We start from the raw sequence: 19,215 nt of genomic DNA on the forward strand, positions 1-19,215 counted from the left end.
TTTTTGGAAGAATTATAGTAAGCCATCTCATTGCATGGATGAAATGTTGGTTTACCGAGGTTATTTGGCTTTCTACCGACTGTTTTTGGTTATCTATCTATTTTCGCTGGTCAGCGTGTAATGAAAATCCGAGGTTTGTTGTCATCAATATATATAAATGCGTATTGCTGCCTAATTGATGATATAAAGATTTGCATGATGAAACCACAGAAAAATAAATCGTTGCTACTGTCCATTATTATAATCCTTGTCTCTGCTTGGGGGACTGTTTCTGCACAATCTGGAGGGGGAAAGTTACACGCTGTTGTTGTTGGCTCAGATGATGGACCGCTTGGTGCCGCCAGTATCTCACTGTTGCGGAGTCCGGGGGATATTCCGTTGAAAGGGACGTTGTCGAAAGAGAATGGAGGTATTGAGTTCGTGGAGGTACCCAGCGGAAAGTATATGATGCAAGTTTCAGCAGTAGGTTATACAACTTACCGCTCTACCGAAATTACATTGAAGACAGGGGCGATCATGTCTTTGGATACCATTCGCCTACAAACGGAAACACGAGTTTTGGGCGAGGCTCAGGTTGTTGGCAAGAAACCCCTAATTGAAAGTCAAATTGACAAGATTGTCCTCAATGTAGAGAATAGTGTATTGGCAACAGGAAACAACGCGTTGGAACTTCTGCAAAAAGTTCCCGGTGTGACTTTGGATAATAAAAAAATCAACCTGCGCGGTAAAAGTAATGTAATTATTATGATCGATGGAAAGCCTACTTATCTCTCTGCAGATGAAGTTTCCAGACTGTTGGAAAATACGGCTTCAAATTCAATCGCCTCGATTGAGGTCCTCACCAATCCGCCTGCGAAATATGACGCCGCTGGAAACGCTGGTATTATCAATATCAAAACCAAAAAAAATACACAATTCGGCAGTAATGTTAGCTTGAACTTCAATCTTGGACAGGGAAAATATACAAAAGGTGATGGCGGTTTCCTGGTCAACCATCGCAACAATTGGGTAAATCTGTTTGCTTCCTATAATTACCAGAATAGTTTGGGATTTAATGATTTAACGATCGATCGTTCTGTCAGGGATTCAGTAGGAACAACCTATTTCAATTCGGATTCTTATTCAAAATTTCGTTATCGCGGACATAACTTTAAATTTGCTGCAGATTTTAACCTTGGCAAACAAGAAGTGCTTGGCTTTGTCGTCAATGGTAATGTGAGCAGTGGTAATTCTACACGGCAGGGAGATAATTTAATCGCTTCGGAAAAAGGAAAATTGGATTCAGTCGTACAGGGAAGCAACTTTTCGGATTTCACCTATCACTACCTGGCTTACAACCTCAATTACAAAAAGACATTCGATACATTGGGGACTGAACTGACAGCGAATGCAGATTTTTCGTATTCAAAAAATAACGATAACAGCACCGTGAAAAACCGTTTCTTAGATCCCAATTGGACGGAATTTAAACTGCCAAAGATTTTTCGAAATGATATGTTGTCCAATACCAAAATTTTAGTTTTCAAAACAGATTTTGTCCATCCCTTTGACAAAACAACAAAACTCGAAGCGGGGCTGAAATATAGTCGTGTGAAAACGGATAATATTTTGATCTACGAGGATCAAAACACGGCTGGGGAATTTGTGCGAAACGAAAAGCAGAGCAATCAGTTTTTGTATAACGAAAACATTGCAGCGGCATATTTTACGCTGAATAAATCCTTTGGAAAGTTTTCTGTGCAAGCCGGACTCCGTGTTGAAAATACCAGCTCATTGGGCAATTCAGTCACCTTAGGACAGCAGACAAAACGTAATTATACGGATTTCTTTCCAACGGTATTTATACAACAGCAGATCAATGATAATCATAAACTTGGTCTAAGCTATAGCCGAAGGATAGACCGTCCGGATTATGGTGCGTTGAACCCTTTTATCTACTACTTGGATCAATATACCTATCAATACGGTAATCCCTATTTAAATCCACAATATACCAACTCCTATGAGCTGAATTATACCTTTAAGGAACGTTATTTGTTGAGTCTTGGCTATAAGAGAACCACTGATGCGATCACGCAGGTAATAGAGAGCAATTCAGAAACCAAGGCCATTGCACAGACTGACCGGAACCTGACCTATTTCGACTATTATAATATGAATATCAATATACCGGTTAAAGTGCTTAAATGGTGGACTACTTCCAACAACTTGACTGCGTTTTATAGTAAATATAATTTTGACGAGCGCTCGGGGGCTCAGCGTCAGTTGGAAAAGCTATCTTTTCAGGTGAGTTCCAATCATGATATCCGTATCGGCGAGACAACCAATGTGGAGCTGACTGCCAATTATTTCTCTCCGGCTGTCTATGGCGTTTTCAGTTTTCAATCGTACTATGGGATTGATCTCGGAGTAGGGAAAACATTTCTTGATAAAAAGCTGAATGTGAAGCTAGCCGTAAATGATATGTTGAATACAAGAGGACAACGGAGATTATCCAGTTCGCAGGAAAATGGGTATTATCGCATTCGCAACGGACACGATAGTAGAGTGGTGCGCTTGTCTCTTTCTTATCGTTTTGGAAACGTCAATATTAAGTCGGTGAATAAACGGGCCGGAGATAATGATGAGGATAACCGCTTGAAAAAATAGCAGCTTGGTCGGGTATTTGTTTAGCTCAACTGGCAATATAAAAACAAGAAGAGCATTCCAGATGGAATGCTCTTCTTGTTTTTATATTTAAGCGATATTAGCTTAAGAATAAGATCTCTCTCAATTTTGGAAGAGGCCATTTTTTATCGTCAACGATTTTTTCCAATTTGTTGACATGGTAACGGATCACATCAAAATATGGTTTTACAGATTCATCATAAGCGATTGACCGCTCACGTATATCTTCGATCTGGTTTGCTTTTTTACGCTCTTGACGCATAGCTTCAGCTTGTTCCAAGATCGTGTTTACATGTGTCGAGATACGTTCTACGAAATTCAATTGTGAGCTAAATGCTGCTTGAGCCAGACCTAAGTCTTTCAGGCCTTTCACATTTTCGATCAATTCGTTTTGATAGATGAAACATGCTGGCGCAATTTGGTTATTGACCATCTCTTCGATAACACGAGCCTCGATTTGAAGTTTCTTGTAGAAGTTTTCTAACAAGATCTCATGGCGTGCTTCTGATTCACGTCTTGTGTAGATGCCCATTGCTTCAAACAAAGCCAATGACTCTTCTTTTACGTAGACGTCTAGTGCTTTAGGAGTAGATTTGATGTTAGAAAGACCGCGTGCTTCCGCTTCTTTTTCCCATTCTTCGCTGTATCCATTTCCTTCAAAACGGATTGCTTTTGAATCTTTGATGTATTTACGCACAACATTTAAGATCGCAAGATCTTTTTTCGTGCCTTTTTTGATCTGTTTGTCTACTTCTATTTTGAACTCGTTTAATTGTGCAGCAACGATGGCATTTAGTACTGTCATTGGTAGCGCTGAGTTTGCTGAAGAACCTACAGCGCGGAACTCGAACTTATTACCTGTAAATGCGAAAGGTGAAGTACGGTTACGGTCCGTGTTATCCAATTTCAATTCTGGAACTTTAGGGATACCGTGCCACAAGTTTGCTTCAGCTTTAACTTTCTTGGCTACACGAGCTGATTCTACTTCTTCCAATAATTCGTCTAATTGAGAACCTAAGAAGATCGAGATAATTGCTGGTGGCGCTTCGTTTGCACCCAAACGGTGGTCGTTGCTTGCACTTGCAATAGATGCACGCATTAAATCCGCATTCTCAAATACAGCTTTGATGGTATTGACAAAGAATGTCAAGAACATCAGGTTATTTTTAGGTGTTTTGCCTGGAGATAATAGATTAACACCAGTATTGGTAATCAAAGACCAGTTGTTGTGTTTTCCAGAACCGTTTACACCAGAATATGGTTTTTCATGTAACAATACTTTGAAATTATGTCTCAAAGCAACTTGTTCCATCACATTCATCAACAATTGATTGTGGTCAATAGCCAAGTTGATCTCTTCGTACATGGGGGCACACTCAAACTGTGATGGTGCCACCTCATTGTGACGCGTTTTTAATGGAATACCCAATTTTAACGCTTCATTTTCCAAATCAACCATATACGCCAATACACGCTCAGGAATCGCACCGAAATAATGGTCTTCCAATTGTTGTCCTTTAGCAGACATGTGGCCGAATAAAGTACGTCCAGTCAATTGAAGGTCAGGGCGTGCGTTATATAAAGAAAGGTCAACTAAAAAATACTCTTGCTCGATACCAAGAGAAGCATTTACTTTCGTGATTGATTTATCAAAGTATTGTGCAACTTCAGTTGCTGCTTTATCAACAGCATTGATTGCTTTTAATAAAGGTGCTTTATAATCTAATGATTCACCAGTATAGGAAACAAATACAGTAGGGATACAAAGTGTTTTACCAGCACCAGTTTCGTAGATAAATGCTGGCGAAGATGGATCCCATGCCGTGTATCCTCTTGCTTCGAATGTATTACGGATACCACCATTAGGGAAAGATGAAGCATCTGGCTCTTGTTGAACTAAAGCATCTGCAGTGAATTTTTCGATTGCTTCGCCATTTTCATCAGGCTCAAAAAATGCATCGTGTTTTTCAGCTGTCGAACCTGTCAAAGGTTGAAACCAGTGTGTGTAGTGGGAAACGCCATGATTCAGGGCCCAAGTTTTCATCGCTTGCGAAATGTGCTCAGCTAAATCTCTTGAAATAATCTGTCCCTCTTCAATGGATGCAACTAACTCCTTGTATGAGTTTTTAGGAAGGTAGTCTTTCATTTTGTTTACGGAAAAAACGTTCTTTCCGTAGATGTCAGTTGCTTTTTTAGTTTCAACTTTTTCAAATTGTGCAATCTGGCGTGAGCCCGCTGCCTCTACTGCTTTGAATCTTAGGTTCGACATTTGTATTTTATAATTAAATTACAGTTTTGTTGATTTTGTTTTTCAAAAATATTGTGTTTTTGCGGAAAACTGAAATTTTTTTTGATTTTTTTTACAAAATGTGTCTTTGAAACTGGTTTTTGGTCAAAAAAAATAGGTCGATTTGGATAAATCGACCTATTTTGAGTGTTTTTAGTTGTAATCAAGTCCCCAGTCTATTCCTTTTAAGGTGGCCGGTACTCCTTTCTTTAACCAATTTGCCGCAGGAGCTCCTTTTAGGTAGTGATCGAAGAACTGCTGTTCGCGAATCTGTATATCTTTTCTGTTTTGTCGTTGAATCAAATTATGTTCATCGCCATTATAGTTCAACATCCAGACCGGTTTGTTTAACCGACGCAATGCTGTAAACATTTCGATACCTTGGTACCATGGCACAGCACCATCATTATCGTTGGCCATAATAACAACAGGTGTATTTACCTTGTTCATATGAAACAGGGGCGAATTCTCCAGATAGAGTTCGGGTGCTTCCCATAGGGTTTTTCCGATTCGGCTTTGTGTATGTTCGTACTGGAATTGACGTGACATGCCCGACTGCCAACGTATTCCTCCATAAGCGGAAGTCATATTGACTACTGGTGCCCCGGTCCATGCTGCAGCATACATATTGGTGCGTGTGATCAGGTGAGCTACTTGATAGCCACCCCAGCTTTGTCCCTGAATGCCCATTTTGGTGCTGTCTACCCAGGAGTTTTGTGCTAAATAACGCATTCCTGAATTGATATATTCCTCTGCAGACTTTCCAGGGTGCCCGGTTTCATAACTGATATTTGGTGCAAATACCAAATACTCGTTGCTTACGAAATAAGGGATATTTAGTCGCGAAGGGGTAGGAGCAGGTGGTTGGTAGGTATAAAGACCATCCGATAGTTTCTCATAGAAATAAGCAATGATCGGGTATTTTTTTGCAGGGTCAAAATTTTCAGGTTTGTAAAGAATACCTTCTGCCTGATGGCCTGCTGGTGTGGTCCAATGCACAAGCTCGGCAGTGCCCCAGTTATAGTTTGCTTGTTGTTTGTTAATATCGGAAAGTTGCAGTTCATCTTTGAATTTGATACTATTGATATAAACGTTGGGTGAATTGCTATAATCTTCCTTACTATAAAGAATCGTTTGTTGATCAGCAGAAGCATTTACATTTCGAAATGTTTTTGGTTCAACAAAAAGGCTTTTGGGATCATTATGCTGCCCTTTGAATTGATAAAAACCAGATTCTTTGGTTTTATTGTCAAATGATGTCAGGAAGCCTCCCTTTTTGTAGTCTAGCGTCAATGGCTGATCACGGTCTTCATCACGTCGTAAAGGGAGGTAACGGAATGTCGTTTGGGAAGCAGCGCCATAACCGTTGGTGAGAATGGATTTATTGGATCCATCCAGGTTAAAATACCAGATGTCATAACGTGAGTTGAGGTATACGCCTTTGTAATCAGCGCTCCATGCCGCCATACCATATCCCTGTGCTGCGGTAGGCATATCATTCTCCTCATCTGCAAAGGATGCCGGGATGCCTTCGTTTAATACGACCTTCCTTTTAGAGCTAATCTGATAAGAATTCCATGTCCCTTTCTCTTCGTCGAAATAAACGACATATTTTGCATCTGGACTCAGGGCCACATTTCCCGAGAAGTTGGAAAGAATTAATTCCCGTTGACCGGTTCTTGTTGAGACCAGGTAGATATCTTCTTTTGTGCCACCTTTCCATTGGCTTTCGATCCGTTTGCCAAAATCTGTACGCGCCAATACATACGCTGCGTTTCCATCCGCTGTAAGCGTAGTGGAATTGAAGGTCTCATCTGTCAGTGGGATAACTGTACGATTGCTTTTGGGGTAGGTAACCGCTAAGAAATTTTTGGAAAGATCTTTTTTTAGGTTGACCAGCTGCATGGGTTGTAAGTAGTCATCCTGCCAGCCCCACACATCGACTTTGGCATGTTCAAAATCAACTAATGTCGTGTCTTTGACACGGGGGATAGGTGCGATACCAAAGAAAAGCTTTTCACCATTTTTGCTGAACCGGATATTTCCATCTCCGCTGACTGCCCAGTTTTTGGGAATACCTGAGCTATTTTTCGTCGCTAAGTACTGTGCGGTATCGATACCATTGGTATAGTAATAGAGGTTATAGTTTTTAACCAGAGCTTTTTCCTTGGAAAGGTCACCTAAGTAAGCCAGTTGATTGTCCGTTTCATCAAAACTGAAATTTTTGTATTCACCTTTGCCTGTTGATATTTTTTTTAGATTTTTGGTTGCTATATCATATAAATAGACTCCGGATTCCTTAGAAAGGCTGTCTTTTGCGTCGGTTTTCTTTGAAAAGACAAGTTTTGTTCCATTTTTGTTCCACTCATATTGATCTACTAAGGCGAATTGGACTGAATCGCCAGAATTAAGATCATACAAAGCTAATGTAGCAATGGTTTTCTTCTTTTTGTCGCTACTATTTTTCTTGTTTTGAGTAGTGTCTGCCGGATTTTTAGATGAGCTTGCTTTTTCGTCCGCTTGTTTATCAAATAGGAAGGAAACAAAATTGTTGTTTTGTTCTGCAACCTTATAGGATTTCACCTGTGCAAATTTAACAAGCGAAGAGCTGGTTAAATTATAGATTGCCAGGGAGTCTTTAGGTAAATCCTCCGTTTTTTTCTTTTTGATTTTTGCCTCACGTGTTACGGCAAAGGGTGCTTTGATTAAGCTGATCAAATGGTTTTCTGTATCGGTCAGTTTTCCATTATAGCCTCGCGGAATCTGGATCAATTCTTTGTTTTCTTTTGTTTTCAGGAACAGTTGGCTATCTCCTTCTTGTGGAGCAACCTGAAAGAGTACAAATTTACCGGATTTACTGATATAGGGAGATGATATGCTTTGCCAGCTATCATATACCGTATGGTCCACTGGTTTCTTTTGTGCGTGCACAGCTAAGGTCGCGAGAAAACAGAATGGGATACAGATATTTTTCTTATTCATGTTTAAATTCTTTTGCTGCAATTTATCTATAAAAAATAAAAAATCGTTGATTTTTTGGTATATTCATTGTTACGTAAATATAAAAAACTGATTATGAAATCATCATCTATTATTGTTTCTGTTATCGTGAGCGTCGCCGTGTTGCTTACTGCATGGATCTTGGGCAATGCATATCGGTATAAATATAAATCCACACAAACAATTACCGTCAACGGCAATGCAAAGAAAGATTTTGAATCTGATCTGGTCAAATGGAACGCAACATTCAGTAGGAAGAACTTTGAATTAAGTGCAGCTTCGGCACAATTGGCAACAGATCGTGATCTCGTACGCGACTTTTTAGTGCAACAGGGGATTAAGGTAGATGAAATTCGTTTTGAGGCCGTGAATATCGCTAAAGATTTTGAATACCATACCGACGGAAAGGGAAACGGTTATAATACATTTTCGGGTTATACCCTGTCACAGACAGTAAGTGTGGAATCTAGAGATCTTAATAAGGTGGACAACGCTTCAAGGGAGATATCAACACTGATCTCGAAAGGAATAGAGCTGAGTTCGAGTACTCCAAATTATTATTACTCAAAACTGGAGGATCTGAAACTAGAACTGATCTCCCAAGCGTCGAAAAATGCGCACCAACGTGCCGACAATATTGCCAAGGAATCGAATGCGGGATTAGGAAGTCTGGTGAAAGCCGATCTGGGAATTTTTCAGATAACTGGTCAAAATGATAACGAAGAATACTCTTCGGGAGGAGCTTTTAATACAACTTCACGTAAGAAAACAGCGAATATAACGGTTAGAGCAAGTTTTTTGAGTAATTAACGAAAAATTATTTGGCTGTATTTCAGTGCACTATTGAATTTGAGTGGAAATTTATTTAAAAAGTTTTCTCTTTTTCAATAAAAAACCTACTTTTGCATCATCCCAAACGGATATGCCCGGATGGCGGAATTGGTAGACGCGCTGGTCTCAAACACCAGTGGGAAACCGTGCCGGTTCGACTCCGGCTCCGGGTACAAAATCCCTCTTTACGTAAGTAGAGAGGGATTTTTTTTATGTATTTTATCAGGGGCATAGATCGAGAGAGGTAGATCCAACAGCTGTGAACTTAACAAATCTTGTGTTCGTTCAATTTACAGTAGGGTACAATTTTAGGAAGCCCTTATCTTGCATTTTAGGAGCAGGTCATATTCATGCGGGCCTCTTCTTAAGCGCTAATTTCAAGCTTATAGCCTTTACCACGTATAACAGCAATATTGATCTTCGGGTCAGGCTCCAATTTTTTTCTCAGTTTTGATATAAACATATCCAGACTGCGCCCTACAATAACACCTTCATCCTCCCAGATCTCTTTTTGCAAGCGGCTTCTCATGATAGTTTCGTTTGGTGATGACGCAAAAATGAGTAGCAGACGGGCTTCAGTCCCAGTCAGGTCTATCGTTCTGTCATGGATAATCAGTTGTCGTTCTTTTGCGTAGAACAACACTGATCCCAGGGTGAACACTGGGGCAGACTGGTCTTTAGCTGTGCTTTTTCGCGACTTTACAGATCTCAAAAAAATAAATCCAACAATAGCTAAGATCGGGAGACTACCCAGCAAATAGCTGTTTTTTGTTGTATGTATTCCTGTCTGTTTGAATTTAATATTGATCATGTAACAGGCACTAGGTTGTACTCTTCCTATACATGCGATAATATCATCTTTTTTATTTTTGGATATAGAATAGCTGTAGGCTATATTGGACGTGCCGCATTTTAGAACACGAACAATATAATCGACAGCGAAGGGGTCTTTTGCTAATAGACGTCGGGTCGTATTCACCAAAGAATCCGGCTGAAAACTGAGGTCATGCTCAAACCTGATCTGATATTCATTTTCCGCAACCTTCTCTATGGGGAGCACCCTTGACGTACTATCACCAGTCTGTAAGAGTAATTCGTGTCCAATTCTACGAAGCAAAACTTCCCTTTTTGCGAAATCAAATTCGTCGGAACTGTTGATGCTAAAAGAACCAAAGACGATACAAATAGACAGGAGCAACAGGGATCCATATACATATTTACTTCTCACTTTGAATAGTTTTTTTCTATATAACATGCTATTTACGATTTATTTACAAAGTTTACATTTTTATTTACAATCCAAATTCCCGGGACTGAAAAATACCAAAGTAATTTAGCCGTATCAACTTTGATACAAGATGAAAACTAAAAAAGCTGTCTTATTTCTCGCGCTGATCTGGCTGTTGGGAATACTTAATTTCCACCTATTGACTCGGCAGAAAAACGATACGTGTACTGTCGTATATCAGCTCAATATTAAGAAAAGTGAATTGTTTTCGAAAGCACCGACCTAGCTTCACTTTGACTTATTACTAATATACGGGTTGATAATATACCTATTGAAAAATAAATTATAATAATAAAAGAGCAGATAGCTCTAAAGGTGTTTTTGTTCATTAAAAAAAAATCATGAAATACATACTCATATACACGTTGTTCTCGCTATTTGTCGCTAGTAATTGTAACGCACAGCACAAAAAAACAACTGAACAAATTGGCAATATCCAATCTGAAGTAGACCGTATACCATTTGAAGCCAATAATATTTCCTCTTCGCATAGGCCAAATAGTATCGTACGTACAATCAAACAAGATCGAAAGGGGAATATTTGGATGGCCTCATGGGAGGGTGTCTTTCGATACGACGGAAAATCGTTTGCCAATGTAACGAATAAAGTGAGTTCAGCACGTTTTTTTTCTGTTTTGGAGGATAAAAAGGGGAACTTTTGGTTTGCTTCTATCAGTTCAGGTGTTTACCATTACGATGGAAAATCCTTGCGGAATTTTACAAGTAAGGATGGGCTTGCCAGTGACCGGGTAACGACTATTTATGAAGATAGGTTCGGTCATATTTGGTTTGGCTCCGACAATGGGGTAAGTCGCTACGATGGGAAATCTTTTCAAAATTTTAAAATGAATAAAGGGACAGTTCCTACTACGACTGATTCTGTTCATATATCGGTTTACCAACAGCAGCTTCCAGAAAATCATCCAATGCACAATGATGTGAATGCCATTATTGAAGATAAGTCAGGAAAACTTTGGTTCGGTACCAGGGGATATGCTTGCATTTATGATGGAAAGACATTTACGGTTGTAACCAATAAAGACGGAAAACCATTTGCAAATGTCAGATCAATAATCAAGGATAGAAAGGGCAATATTTGGTTGGGTGGTCATGATGGTCTTTGGCGTTATGATGGTCGCACATTTACCAATTTTACTAAGAATTTTGTTGGATATATCTACGAAGACAAAGGAGGTAATATTTTGACGAGCTCAGAAAGTGCTGATAAGAAAAGCTGGGTGCTTTCCCGTTATGCAGAGAAATCCTTGTCGAATGGGTATCCAACGGTAACTGAAATCGCAAATAAACCGATGATCTTTGGGATTTCAGAAGATGATAAACACCATATTTGGTTTGGATCGCTAGATGGCGTGTATGTTTATGATGGAAAAATCATCACAAATCTTAACGGAAAATAGGACCTTTTTCTTTGCTTATCCTTTAGTGTTTTAGTGCTATTTGTCTGCTTATTTATTGCCATTTCCAGGCTAGTTCTTCGAGACTTCTTTGTACTTTCTAGGGACCTTCCTTGAGACTGCTTTGCTGTTTGTTTGCTGTTTCTTTGGTATAATAGCAATAAAATAGCCTTCAAACGGCAAAGACATGGCAAAGCAAGTGGTATGTTATTCCAAGCAAAGTGATAAGAATGTTCGAATAAATGCTCGTAAAGTTGATGAAAAGATATATACAGTCTTTTTTTGTATAAACCTTTTTTATTATGAGAATTCTTGTTTAAATTGGAAATACCAAATATAAACTTGGATGAAAGCAGTATTTTTATCTTTTGCGTTATTCTGTTCCTTTTTTGCCTTGGGGCAAGACCGCTTTGTTTTGAAGGAAAAAAAGAAGGTTAGATTCCCGTTTTTATTTGTTCATAATCTGGTTATTATTCCTGTACAGGTAAATGGGTATATGATGAATTTCTTGCTGGATACAGGGGTCAAGGAGACCATGATATTCGGAGAAACCCTGAAATCGATTGATAGTGCAGTCTTTGTTAATAAGTTTCAGGGCTTGGGCAAGGATGAGGGCTTGGATGGTTATCTATCTGTCAATAATAAGGTTAGCGTTGCTAATGTATATGAGGATCTGGATCAGCCCATCTATATCCTTAGGAATGCACATATTGATATTTCTACCCGTATCGGGGTGGAGGTAAATGGTATCATGGGAAGCCGTTTTTTTAGTGATCACGTTGTTGAGATGGATTTTTTGAAACACCGGATTACCGTCTATCAAAAAGGTGAGTATCCCAAAGGGCTCGCAAAGATGCAACGTCTCCCGCTCGATATTTTAAATAGCAGGCCGTATATCTCCGTTGCTTTTAATCAGGATTCCGCAGATATTGAAGGCCGTGTATTGATTGATATGGGTAATAGTGATGCGTTGATGCTGATCCCGTCCAAATTAAATGATTTTGCAATCAAACCTCCTTTTATTGATGATTACATCGGTCAGGGATTCAATGGCGAAATCTATGGGAAAAGAAATCGGATAAAATCCTTGGAGCTGGGACCATTTAAGATGAATTATCCTTTGGTGGCCTATCCAGAATTGAGCTCTACACAACATGCAACTTTTGTGAATGAGCGAATAGGTTCTGTCGGAAACGAACTTTTGCGCAGGTTTAAGGTTATTTTAGATTATCCCAATAATGTAGTTTATCTCCAAAAAAATAGAAACTTTGATAAATTCTATTACCTAAATATGAGTGGTCTCGAAATTATACATGATGGCATAAAATATGAGAAAGAGGAGGTACCTGTTTATTTGAAGAAAGATGGTGGGACAGAGGTCCGTATGGACAACAGTGTACAGTATCGTTTTGTCCTGAAAAACATGTATAAAATTGCAACCGTTCGGGCAGGTTCTCCAGCAGCAATTGCTGGATTAAAACCGGATGATAAGGTGTTGAAAATCAATGGGCGTTCGGCTTCTTCCTATTCCTTAGAAACTATTCACACACTTTTCAAATCGGAGGAAGGTAAAGAAATTCGATTTAAGATCGAAAGAGATGGACAAATGATGGAATATACTTTCTTTTTAAAGGATCCATTACCTTTTAATGCAAATTAAATTTTGTAAAATTTGGAAAAGTGAACGAAACTTATTTACCTTTGCTGCCGATATTAATTTTTTAAACAATTTAAAGACGAAGAACTATGTTGGTCTCCAAGATTAAAACAAAAAGCGCTTTTGCAGCAAATGGATTTGCTGAAAGCATTCTTCGTGCTTTTCTTCACATATAACGTACTCGTTACGACATGAAAAAAAGCCCGAAGATCATTCGGGTTTTTTATTGCCTTCTATTTTCTGTTTAGCCAGCTTGTACATGTCATATTTTGACCGGTCGATGGTATTATACCTACTGGCCATTATGTGCATCAATGACGTTGGTGCGTAACCGTTTTGTTCATTATACAGAACGCAAAGCGCTGGCAGCTGGCAAATAGCTATTCAAGAAAAAGAAAACCCGAATATTTAAATGGTCTATCCCTGAGATGGATAAGACAGTATATTAAGTTTTTTTAAAAAGAATATGGGAAGTAAATTATCGGGGAAAGACCTTATTAAAATCGGTTTTCCACAGAATAATATAATGAACGTAGCCTTAGGGCTAATCACACGCTACCGAAGAGGGGAAAAGAAAGAAAACATCCTTTTGGAAGCAAAGAAGGTGCTTGAAGCGCCTGAAAAATTTAGAGAAGATGCTGTTTGGGCCAAGCTCGCTGAAGGTTTGATTCAACCGGTTGAGGCTCGCCAGCAACAGCTCAATAAGCAAATGGCGCCTTTTACCATCTTTGGTGAAAATGAAATTGATGAGCAGGCCAAAAGACAGCTGTATGAGGCCTTGAAGCTGCCTATCGCATACAAAGGAGCATTGATGCCAGACGCGCACATGGGCTATGGTTTGCCTATTGGCGGAGTACTGGCAACGGATAATGCCGTGATACCTTATGGAGTAGGTGTGGATATTGGCTGTCGAATGAGTCTGTCTATCTTTGACCTACCCGCGAGTTATTTCAAAGGACGAGAATTTCAGTTGCGCAATATACTGAAGGAGAATACTCAATTCGGTATGTACGATACACATCGTGAGAAACAAGATCATGCTATTTTTAGCAGATCGGAATTTAAAGATATCCCTTTGTTGAAATCACTGTTGGACAAGGCTTACAGGCAGCTCGGGACTTCGGGTGGTGGAAATCACTTTGTCGAATTCGGTGTGGTTGAATTGCATCAGGTTGCTCCGGAATGGGGAATTAGACCGGGGTCTTATCTAGCAGTACTATCGCACAGCGGATCCCGTGGCTTGGGAGCCAATATCGCTAAACAGTATACAAATTTAGCCGCAAAGCAATGCCCTTTGCCACGCCCTGTACAACATTTAGCCTGGTTGGATCTGGATACGCAGGAAGGTCAGGAGTATTGGCTAGCAATGAATCTCGCCGGTGATTATGCTCGGGCCTGCCATGAGGATATCCATAGGCGTTTGGCAAAAGCATTGGGTGAACGGCCTGTGTTGACCATTGAGAATCACCATAATTTTGCATGGCGGGAAATGGTCGATGGAAAGGAATGTGTTGTGCATCGCAAAGGAGCAACACCGGCAGGAGAGGGAGTATTGGGAATTATTCCGGGGTCTATGACCGCACCGGGTTTTATTGTTGAGGGGCGGGGGAATCCATTGAGCATTCAATCGGCTTCGCATGGTGCTGGACGTGTGATGTCCCGGTCAGCCTGTAAAAGTAGCCTCACCAAAAGTGCCATGCTCAAAGAATTGGAACAGCATGGTGTGGAGTTAATTGGCGGGGCGCTGGATGAAGCTCCGCATGCCTATAAAGATATCCATCGCGTGATGGGCTTGCAAAATGAGTTGGTTAATGTACTTGGGACATTCAGTCCGAAGATTGTTCGTATGGATAAATAAGACGGGATGGAAAAGTATATTTTAATCAGCTCCGGACGAGGTCCTAAGGAGTGTAATTTAGCCGTTCAACTGGTTTTGGAAAGAATACTGGCAGAGGCGGATCAATATGGGGTGAAGATCGAGACAGTGGAAGTGGAGAAAATGGACGGGCTGCCAAGCTCAATTGTGTTAAAATTGAGCAGTAGAGAAATCGCCGTGTTCAGGGACCGTTGGATAGGTACAATCTGCTGGATTAGTCAAAGTCCTTTTCGGCCCAACCATCGGCGTAAAAATTGGTTTGTGGAGGTGAAGGATTGGTATCCGGCAAAAAGTGCGACGCAAATGAATCTAAAAGATGTGCAGTTCAAAACAATGCGGAGTAGTGGTGCTGGCGGGCAGCATGTGAATAAAGTGAGCTCGGCTGTTCGCGCGACCCATCTTCCCACAGGATTGATGGTGCAGGTAATGGATACCCGTTCCCAATTGCAAAATAGAGAAATTGCTGTTTTGCGTTTAGAGGAACAGTTGATGGTACTTGAACGATTACAAAAAGTTGCAGCGGAAAATCAGCGCTGGAAAGAGCAGATTGCTATTGAAAGAGGCAATTCGAAACGCATTTTCTTTGGATCTAAATTTAAAGAACGGTAATCATTTCTCCATAGGCTAGAGGTGGCTATCTGAATTTCTTTGTATCGGTAAACAATCTGTTTAAGCCCTGATCATCCGTGATCAGGGCTTAATTTTTTACCCGAGTTAGTGATGCTGGCCCACTATAAAGTCTACAATAAAGGATAATTTGATGCTTATGGGGTTAACCTAATGTTTTATTTGACTAGTATAAAGGAAATAATTTAACATTTAGTGTTAAGATGTGGGCAATACTGGTTAATATACTCCTGTATTCTGCTTTGATATTTATATAAATTGGTTGTCGTAAAAACATTTTAAAACTAACTAAACTTATGAACAAAAGAAGTATTGCGATACTAGCATCCAATATACTAGTATGTTCTGCGCTCTACGCTCAAACAGCAGTCAAAGGAAAGATAGTGGATCAGGATGGCAAACCTATTCCGGGCGTATCCGTATCTATTAAGGACGGACCGGGAACACAGACAGGTGCTGATGGCGGTTTTTCGCTGTCCTACACAAACGGAACGGTCTTAAATATCAGCGCAATCGGCTATAAGCCCAAACAAGTACAGATCAATAATCAAACTGTTGTCAATGTCACGCTAGAATCCATGACGGAAAATTTGGAAGAGGTTGTGGTAACTGCCCTTGGGATTACACGGGAAAAGAAATCCCTGGGTTATGCGACGCAGGAAGTAAAAGCAAAGGAATTAACTGATGCGGGACAACATAGTCTTACAGGTGCATTGGCGGGCAAAGTGGCCGGTGTTCAGGTAAATCAATTTGGTGGTGCTATAGGTTCTTCAGCGCGGATCTCTATCCGCGGTAATACCTCCTTGCAAAAAGATCAACAGCCACTAGTCGTCATTGACGGTATTCCTGTGACAAATAATGCGCAACGCAGCGGTGATAACACCTATTCTGGCGTTGACTACGGTTCTGGACTCAATGATATTAATCCAGATGATATTGAAAGCATCAACGTTCTGAAAGGTGGTGCAGCCGCACTTTACGGTATGCGTGCTGGTACTGGTGTTATTATGATCACGACCAAATCTGGTAAACGGGCCGAAAATGGTGTGCAGATATCGTATGACGGAAATTTTTCTATTGATAGAGCCGCTAATTTGCCAAAATACCAGAATTTATATGGTCAAGGATCTAGAGGTGATGAATATAGCTATAAAACCAATGGTGGTGGTCTTTCGTACCAAGATTATGTTTTAAAAAATTCATTTAGTTATGTTGATGGAACTGGATCTAATGGTGTTAACGATGGAATTGATGAGTCATGGGGGCCTCGAATGGATATGGGATTATTAATTCCCCAATTCAATAGTCCTGTTGTGAATGGTGTGCGTCAAGCTACACCATGGAATTCCCATAAAAATAATGTCAAAGAATTCTTCCAAACGGGTTTCTCTCAAAACCACAACCTGTCACTACTTTCTAAGAGTGATCGTTCTTCGACACGGGCCTCAATATCATTTAGGGATCAGAGAGGAACGGTACCTAATACAGATCAGAAGAAGTATACCGCGCAACTCAATAATGATTATAAGATCAGCGATAAAGTTTCCTATGATATCATGGCCAACTTTACGCGTACAGAAAGTAATAATTTAGTAACCCAAGGTTATGATTCTGCTAACCCGATGAATGGCTTAATCTGGTTTGGTCGACAAGTGGACATGCAGGATCTGAAAAAGAACTGGGATCAGCGTGACGCACAGGGTAATTATACCTACTACAATTGGAATTCAGCTTATCATATGAATCCGTTTTATACAATGCACGAATCTCTGAATGCGCTTAAAATGAATCGTATTTTTGGAAAGACATCATTGTTTTATCAACCCTTTGATTTCTTGAAATTTGAAGGTAGGGTCGGATTGGATTACTATAATACACATATGTTTGAAACTACCTATTATAACTATGATAATAAAGATGGTAAATTCAATGAGATAAAAAATAGTAATTCTGATTTTAATGCAGATTTTATTGCAAATTTCAACAAGCAATTTGGTGATCTTAGTTTATCGGGGATTGTAGGTGCAAATTACCGGGATTATCAGTTTGAAACAAATACCCTTGGTGCTAAAGGATTAAATGTGTTGGGTATATATACTATTGCTAATAAGATTGGCGATGCCTATACTGTGATGGATCATGCAAAAGGTCGTTCCAATTCGATATACGCCCAAGCTAATCTAGGCTGGAAAGATCAATTGTATTTGGATTTAACGGCGCGTAATGATTGGTCTTCCACCTTGAAGAAATCTTTCTTTTATCCATCAGCAAGTTTAAGTTGGCTTCCAACGACGACTTTTGAAGGACTAAAAAGTGATTACCTAAACTTTTGGAAATTACGATTTAATGTGGTAGGAGTCGGTAATGGAACAACTCCTTATTCGAATGGAAATTATTATTATGCACAGACAGATGCTTATAATAATTTGTCGCAAATGTATAAAAGTATGACCTATGCCATTGAAGGCCTGGAGCCGGAGGCAATTACATCCTACGAAATCGGAACGGAGTTGGGTATGTTTAAAGATCGTCTTCACTTGGATCTGACCTATTACCAAAAAATAAATAAGAATCAATTGCTTTCTGTGCCAACCTCCAATGTTGTAGGATTTAGTAACATCTTCTTGAATGCTGGAGAAATAAGAAGTAAGGGCGTAGAAATCCAATTGAGGGGTGATATCCTCAGAAATGAAAATGGGCTAAATTGGACAACAACGGTCAATTTCTCAAAGGATAAAAATAAGGTGGTTGAACTCTATCCGCAATTGGATTTGAACGATCTTCGATTAGGCTGGACATGGGGTATTTCCAATATGGCCTCAATAGGGCAACCCTGGGGTACATTAGTCGGCCCAGGTTATGATCGAGTAGAAGATGGACCAATGAAAGGGGCGATAAAAGTGGCGGCTAATGGGTTGATAGATAAGCCTCTTAGTGCTCAAGTGCTCGGAAATGTTGTGCCTGATTTTCTAGCTTCCATGCGAAATGATTTTACCATAAAAGATTTCAGATTTGGCTTTATGCTTGATTTCAGAAAAGGAGGTGATATTTGGTCACAAACAATGTCGCACGGATACACAACCGGGATTGCAGAAATTACTGCCGCCGATGGCATTCGTGAACGCGCTATTGTTGCGGGTAAAGATGTGATGAAAAATGAGCGATTCGCTATGAAGGTAGGGGATAATTGGGTTGAAAATACAATTGAAACCAGTGCACAGAGTTGGTATGAATTGGGAGGTGTTGCCGAAATGTATGTTTTTGATGGTTCGTTTTTGAAATTGAGAGAGGCTTATATTTCTTATAATTTACCAAAAGCTCTTTATAGTAGAATAAAAGGAATCAAACGTGCGAATGTCTCTATCACTGGAACCAATTTGGCGCTGCTTTGGGTACATAAATCCAATACTATGCGCTTGGATCCAGAGAGTGGAGGGGTGTCAAGTGATTCGCGTGGCGTAGGCTTTGAGCAAGCTTCTGTCCCTAATTCAAGAAGTATAGGTCTTAAACTTGGTTTTACATTTTAATCCATACAAAAGTTTGAAATTTAAAATCCAACAAAAACAA

The 19,215-nt window shown here is 39.8% G+C and carries 11 protein-coding genes and 1 tRNA gene; 9 read left to right on the forward strand and 3 right to left on the reverse strand.

Annotated elements, in window-relative coordinates; translation table 11 throughout:
* Window positions 1-195: 195 nt before the first annotated feature.
* On the forward strand, window positions 196-2,649 hold the full coding sequence (locus M2408_RS01020) for a TonB-dependent receptor (RefSeq protein WP_259178472.1): 2,454 nt from the start codon (window positions 196-198) through the stop codon (window positions 2,647-2,649).
* Window positions 2,650-2,746: 97 nt separating this feature from the next.
* Here M2408_RS01020 and M2408_RS01025 read toward each other — a convergent pair whose 3' ends face one another.
* Together M2408_RS01025 and M2408_RS01030 are read right to left on the reverse strand one after the other, a co-directional pair.
* Entirely contained in the window at window positions 2,747-4,936 is a 2,190-nt protein-coding gene (locus M2408_RS01025; protein ID WP_120258147.1) for a glutamine synthetase III, read from the reverse strand.
* Window positions 4,937-5,107: 171 nt separating this feature from the next.
* On the reverse strand, window positions 5,108-7,936 hold the full coding sequence (locus tag M2408_RS01030) for a prolyl oligopeptidase family serine peptidase (RefSeq protein WP_259178475.1): 2,829 nt from the start codon (window positions 7,934-7,936) through the stop codon (window positions 5,108-5,110).
* Between the two features lie 93 nt (window positions 7,937-8,029).
* Between M2408_RS01030 and M2408_RS01035 the strand changes: the two genes are divergently transcribed.
* Together M2408_RS01035 and M2408_RS01040 are read left to right on the forward strand one after the other, a co-directional pair.
* Window positions 8,030-8,764: an SIMPL domain-containing protein gene (locus M2408_RS01035; protein ID WP_120258145.1), complete on the forward strand. Its 735-nt coding sequence runs from the start codon at window positions 8,030-8,032 to the stop codon at window positions 8,762-8,764.
* Between the two features lie 114 nt (window positions 8,765-8,878).
* Window positions 8,879-8,958: transfer RNA gene (locus tag M2408_RS01040), tRNA-Leu, on the forward strand.
* 191 nt (window positions 8,959-9,149) lie between these two features.
* Here the strand turns inward: M2408_RS01040 and M2408_RS01045 are convergent.
* Entirely contained in the window at window positions 9,150-10,013 is an 864-nt protein-coding gene (locus M2408_RS01045) for a winged helix-turn-helix domain-containing protein (RefSeq protein ID WP_259178478.1), read from the reverse strand.
* A gap of 130 nt (window positions 10,014-10,143) precedes the next feature.
* Here M2408_RS01045 and M2408_RS01050 point away from each other — a divergent pair, with 130 nt between their 5' ends.
* The 6 genes from M2408_RS01050 to M2408_RS01075 all read left to right on the forward strand — a co-directional run bounded on the left by M2408_RS01050 (window position 10,144) and on the right by M2408_RS01075 (window position 19,175).
* A complete protein-coding gene (locus tag M2408_RS01050; protein ID WP_259178479.1) occupies window positions 10,144-10,299 on the forward strand; it encodes a hypothetical protein in 156 nt (51 codons plus the stop codon).
* A gap of 115 nt (window positions 10,300-10,414) precedes the next feature.
* Window positions 10,415-11,491 carry a two-component regulator propeller domain-containing protein gene (locus M2408_RS01055; protein WP_259178484.1) on the forward strand — a complete coding sequence of 359 codons (1,077 nt, stop codon included), beginning with the start codon at window positions 10,415-10,417 and terminating at the stop codon, window positions 11,489-11,491.
* 343 nt (window positions 11,492-11,834) lie between these two features.
* Entirely contained in the window at window positions 11,835-13,148 is a 1,314-nt protein-coding gene (locus tag M2408_RS01060) for a PDZ domain-containing protein (RefSeq protein ID WP_259178486.1), read from the forward strand.
* Between the two features lie 463 nt (window positions 13,149-13,611).
* Window positions 13,612-15,003 (forward strand): RtcB family protein, encoded by a 1,392-nt coding sequence (locus M2408_RS01065; protein WP_259178488.1) that lies wholly within the window; start codon window positions 13,612-13,614, stop codon window positions 15,001-15,003.
* A 6-nt stretch (window positions 15,004-15,009) separates the two neighbouring features.
* Window positions 15,010-15,630: a peptide chain release factor H gene (gene prfH / locus M2408_RS01070; RefSeq protein WP_259178490.1), complete on the forward strand. Its 621-nt coding sequence runs from the start codon at window positions 15,010-15,012 to the stop codon at window positions 15,628-15,630.
* Between the two features lie 314 nt (window positions 15,631-15,944).
* Window positions 15,945-19,175: a SusC/RagA family TonB-linked outer membrane protein gene (locus M2408_RS01075; protein ID WP_259178493.1), complete on the forward strand. Its 3,231-nt coding sequence runs from the start codon at window positions 15,945-15,947 to the stop codon at window positions 19,173-19,175.
* Window positions 19,176-19,215: the final 40 nt, after the last annotated feature.

The organism is Sphingobacterium sp. BIGb0165 (assembly GCF_024810095.1).
In the GTDB taxonomy this organism is placed as follows: domain Bacteria; phylum Bacteroidota; class Bacteroidia; order Sphingobacteriales; family Sphingobacteriaceae; genus Sphingobacterium; species Sphingobacterium detergens.

What these genes read in the sequence shown, in the direction of transcription:
- M2408_RS01030 (WP_259178475.1), bottom strand. Translation starts at nt 7,936, where the DNA reads ATGAATAAGAAAAATATCTGTATCCCATTCTGTTTTCTCGCGACCTTA.
- M2408_RS01055 (WP_259178484.1), top strand. Translation starts at nt 10,415, where the DNA reads ATGAAATACATACTCATATACACGTTGTTCTCGCTATTTGTCGCTAGT.
- M2408_RS01050 (WP_259178479.1), top strand. Translation starts at nt 10,144, where the DNA reads ATGAAAACTAAAAAAGCTGTCTTATTTCTCGCGCTGATCTGGCTGTTG.
- M2408_RS01060 (WP_259178486.1), top strand. Translation starts at nt 11,835, where the DNA reads ATGAAAGCAGTATTTTTATCTTTTGCGTTATTCTGTTCCTTTTTTGCC.
- M2408_RS01065 (WP_259178488.1), top strand. Translation starts at nt 13,612, where the DNA reads ATGGGAAGTAAATTATCGGGGAAAGACCTTATTAAAATCGGTTTTCCA.
- M2408_RS01020 (WP_259178472.1), top strand. Translation starts at nt 196, where the DNA reads ATGATGAAACCACAGAAAAATAAATCGTTGCTACTGTCCATTATTATA.
- M2408_RS01075 (WP_259178493.1), top strand. Translation starts at nt 15,945, where the DNA reads ATGAACAAAAGAAGTATTGCGATACTAGCATCCAATATACTAGTATGT.
- prfH (WP_259178490.1), top strand. Translation starts at nt 15,010, where the DNA reads ATGGAAAAGTATATTTTAATCAGCTCCGGACGAGGTCCTAAGGAGTGT.
- M2408_RS01025 (WP_120258147.1), bottom strand. Translation starts at nt 4,936, where the DNA reads ATGTCGAACCTAAGATTCAAAGCAGTAGAGGCAGCGGGCTCACGCCAG.
- M2408_RS01035 (WP_120258145.1), top strand. Translation starts at nt 8,030, where the DNA reads ATGAAATCATCATCTATTATTGTTTCTGTTATCGTGAGCGTCGCCGTG.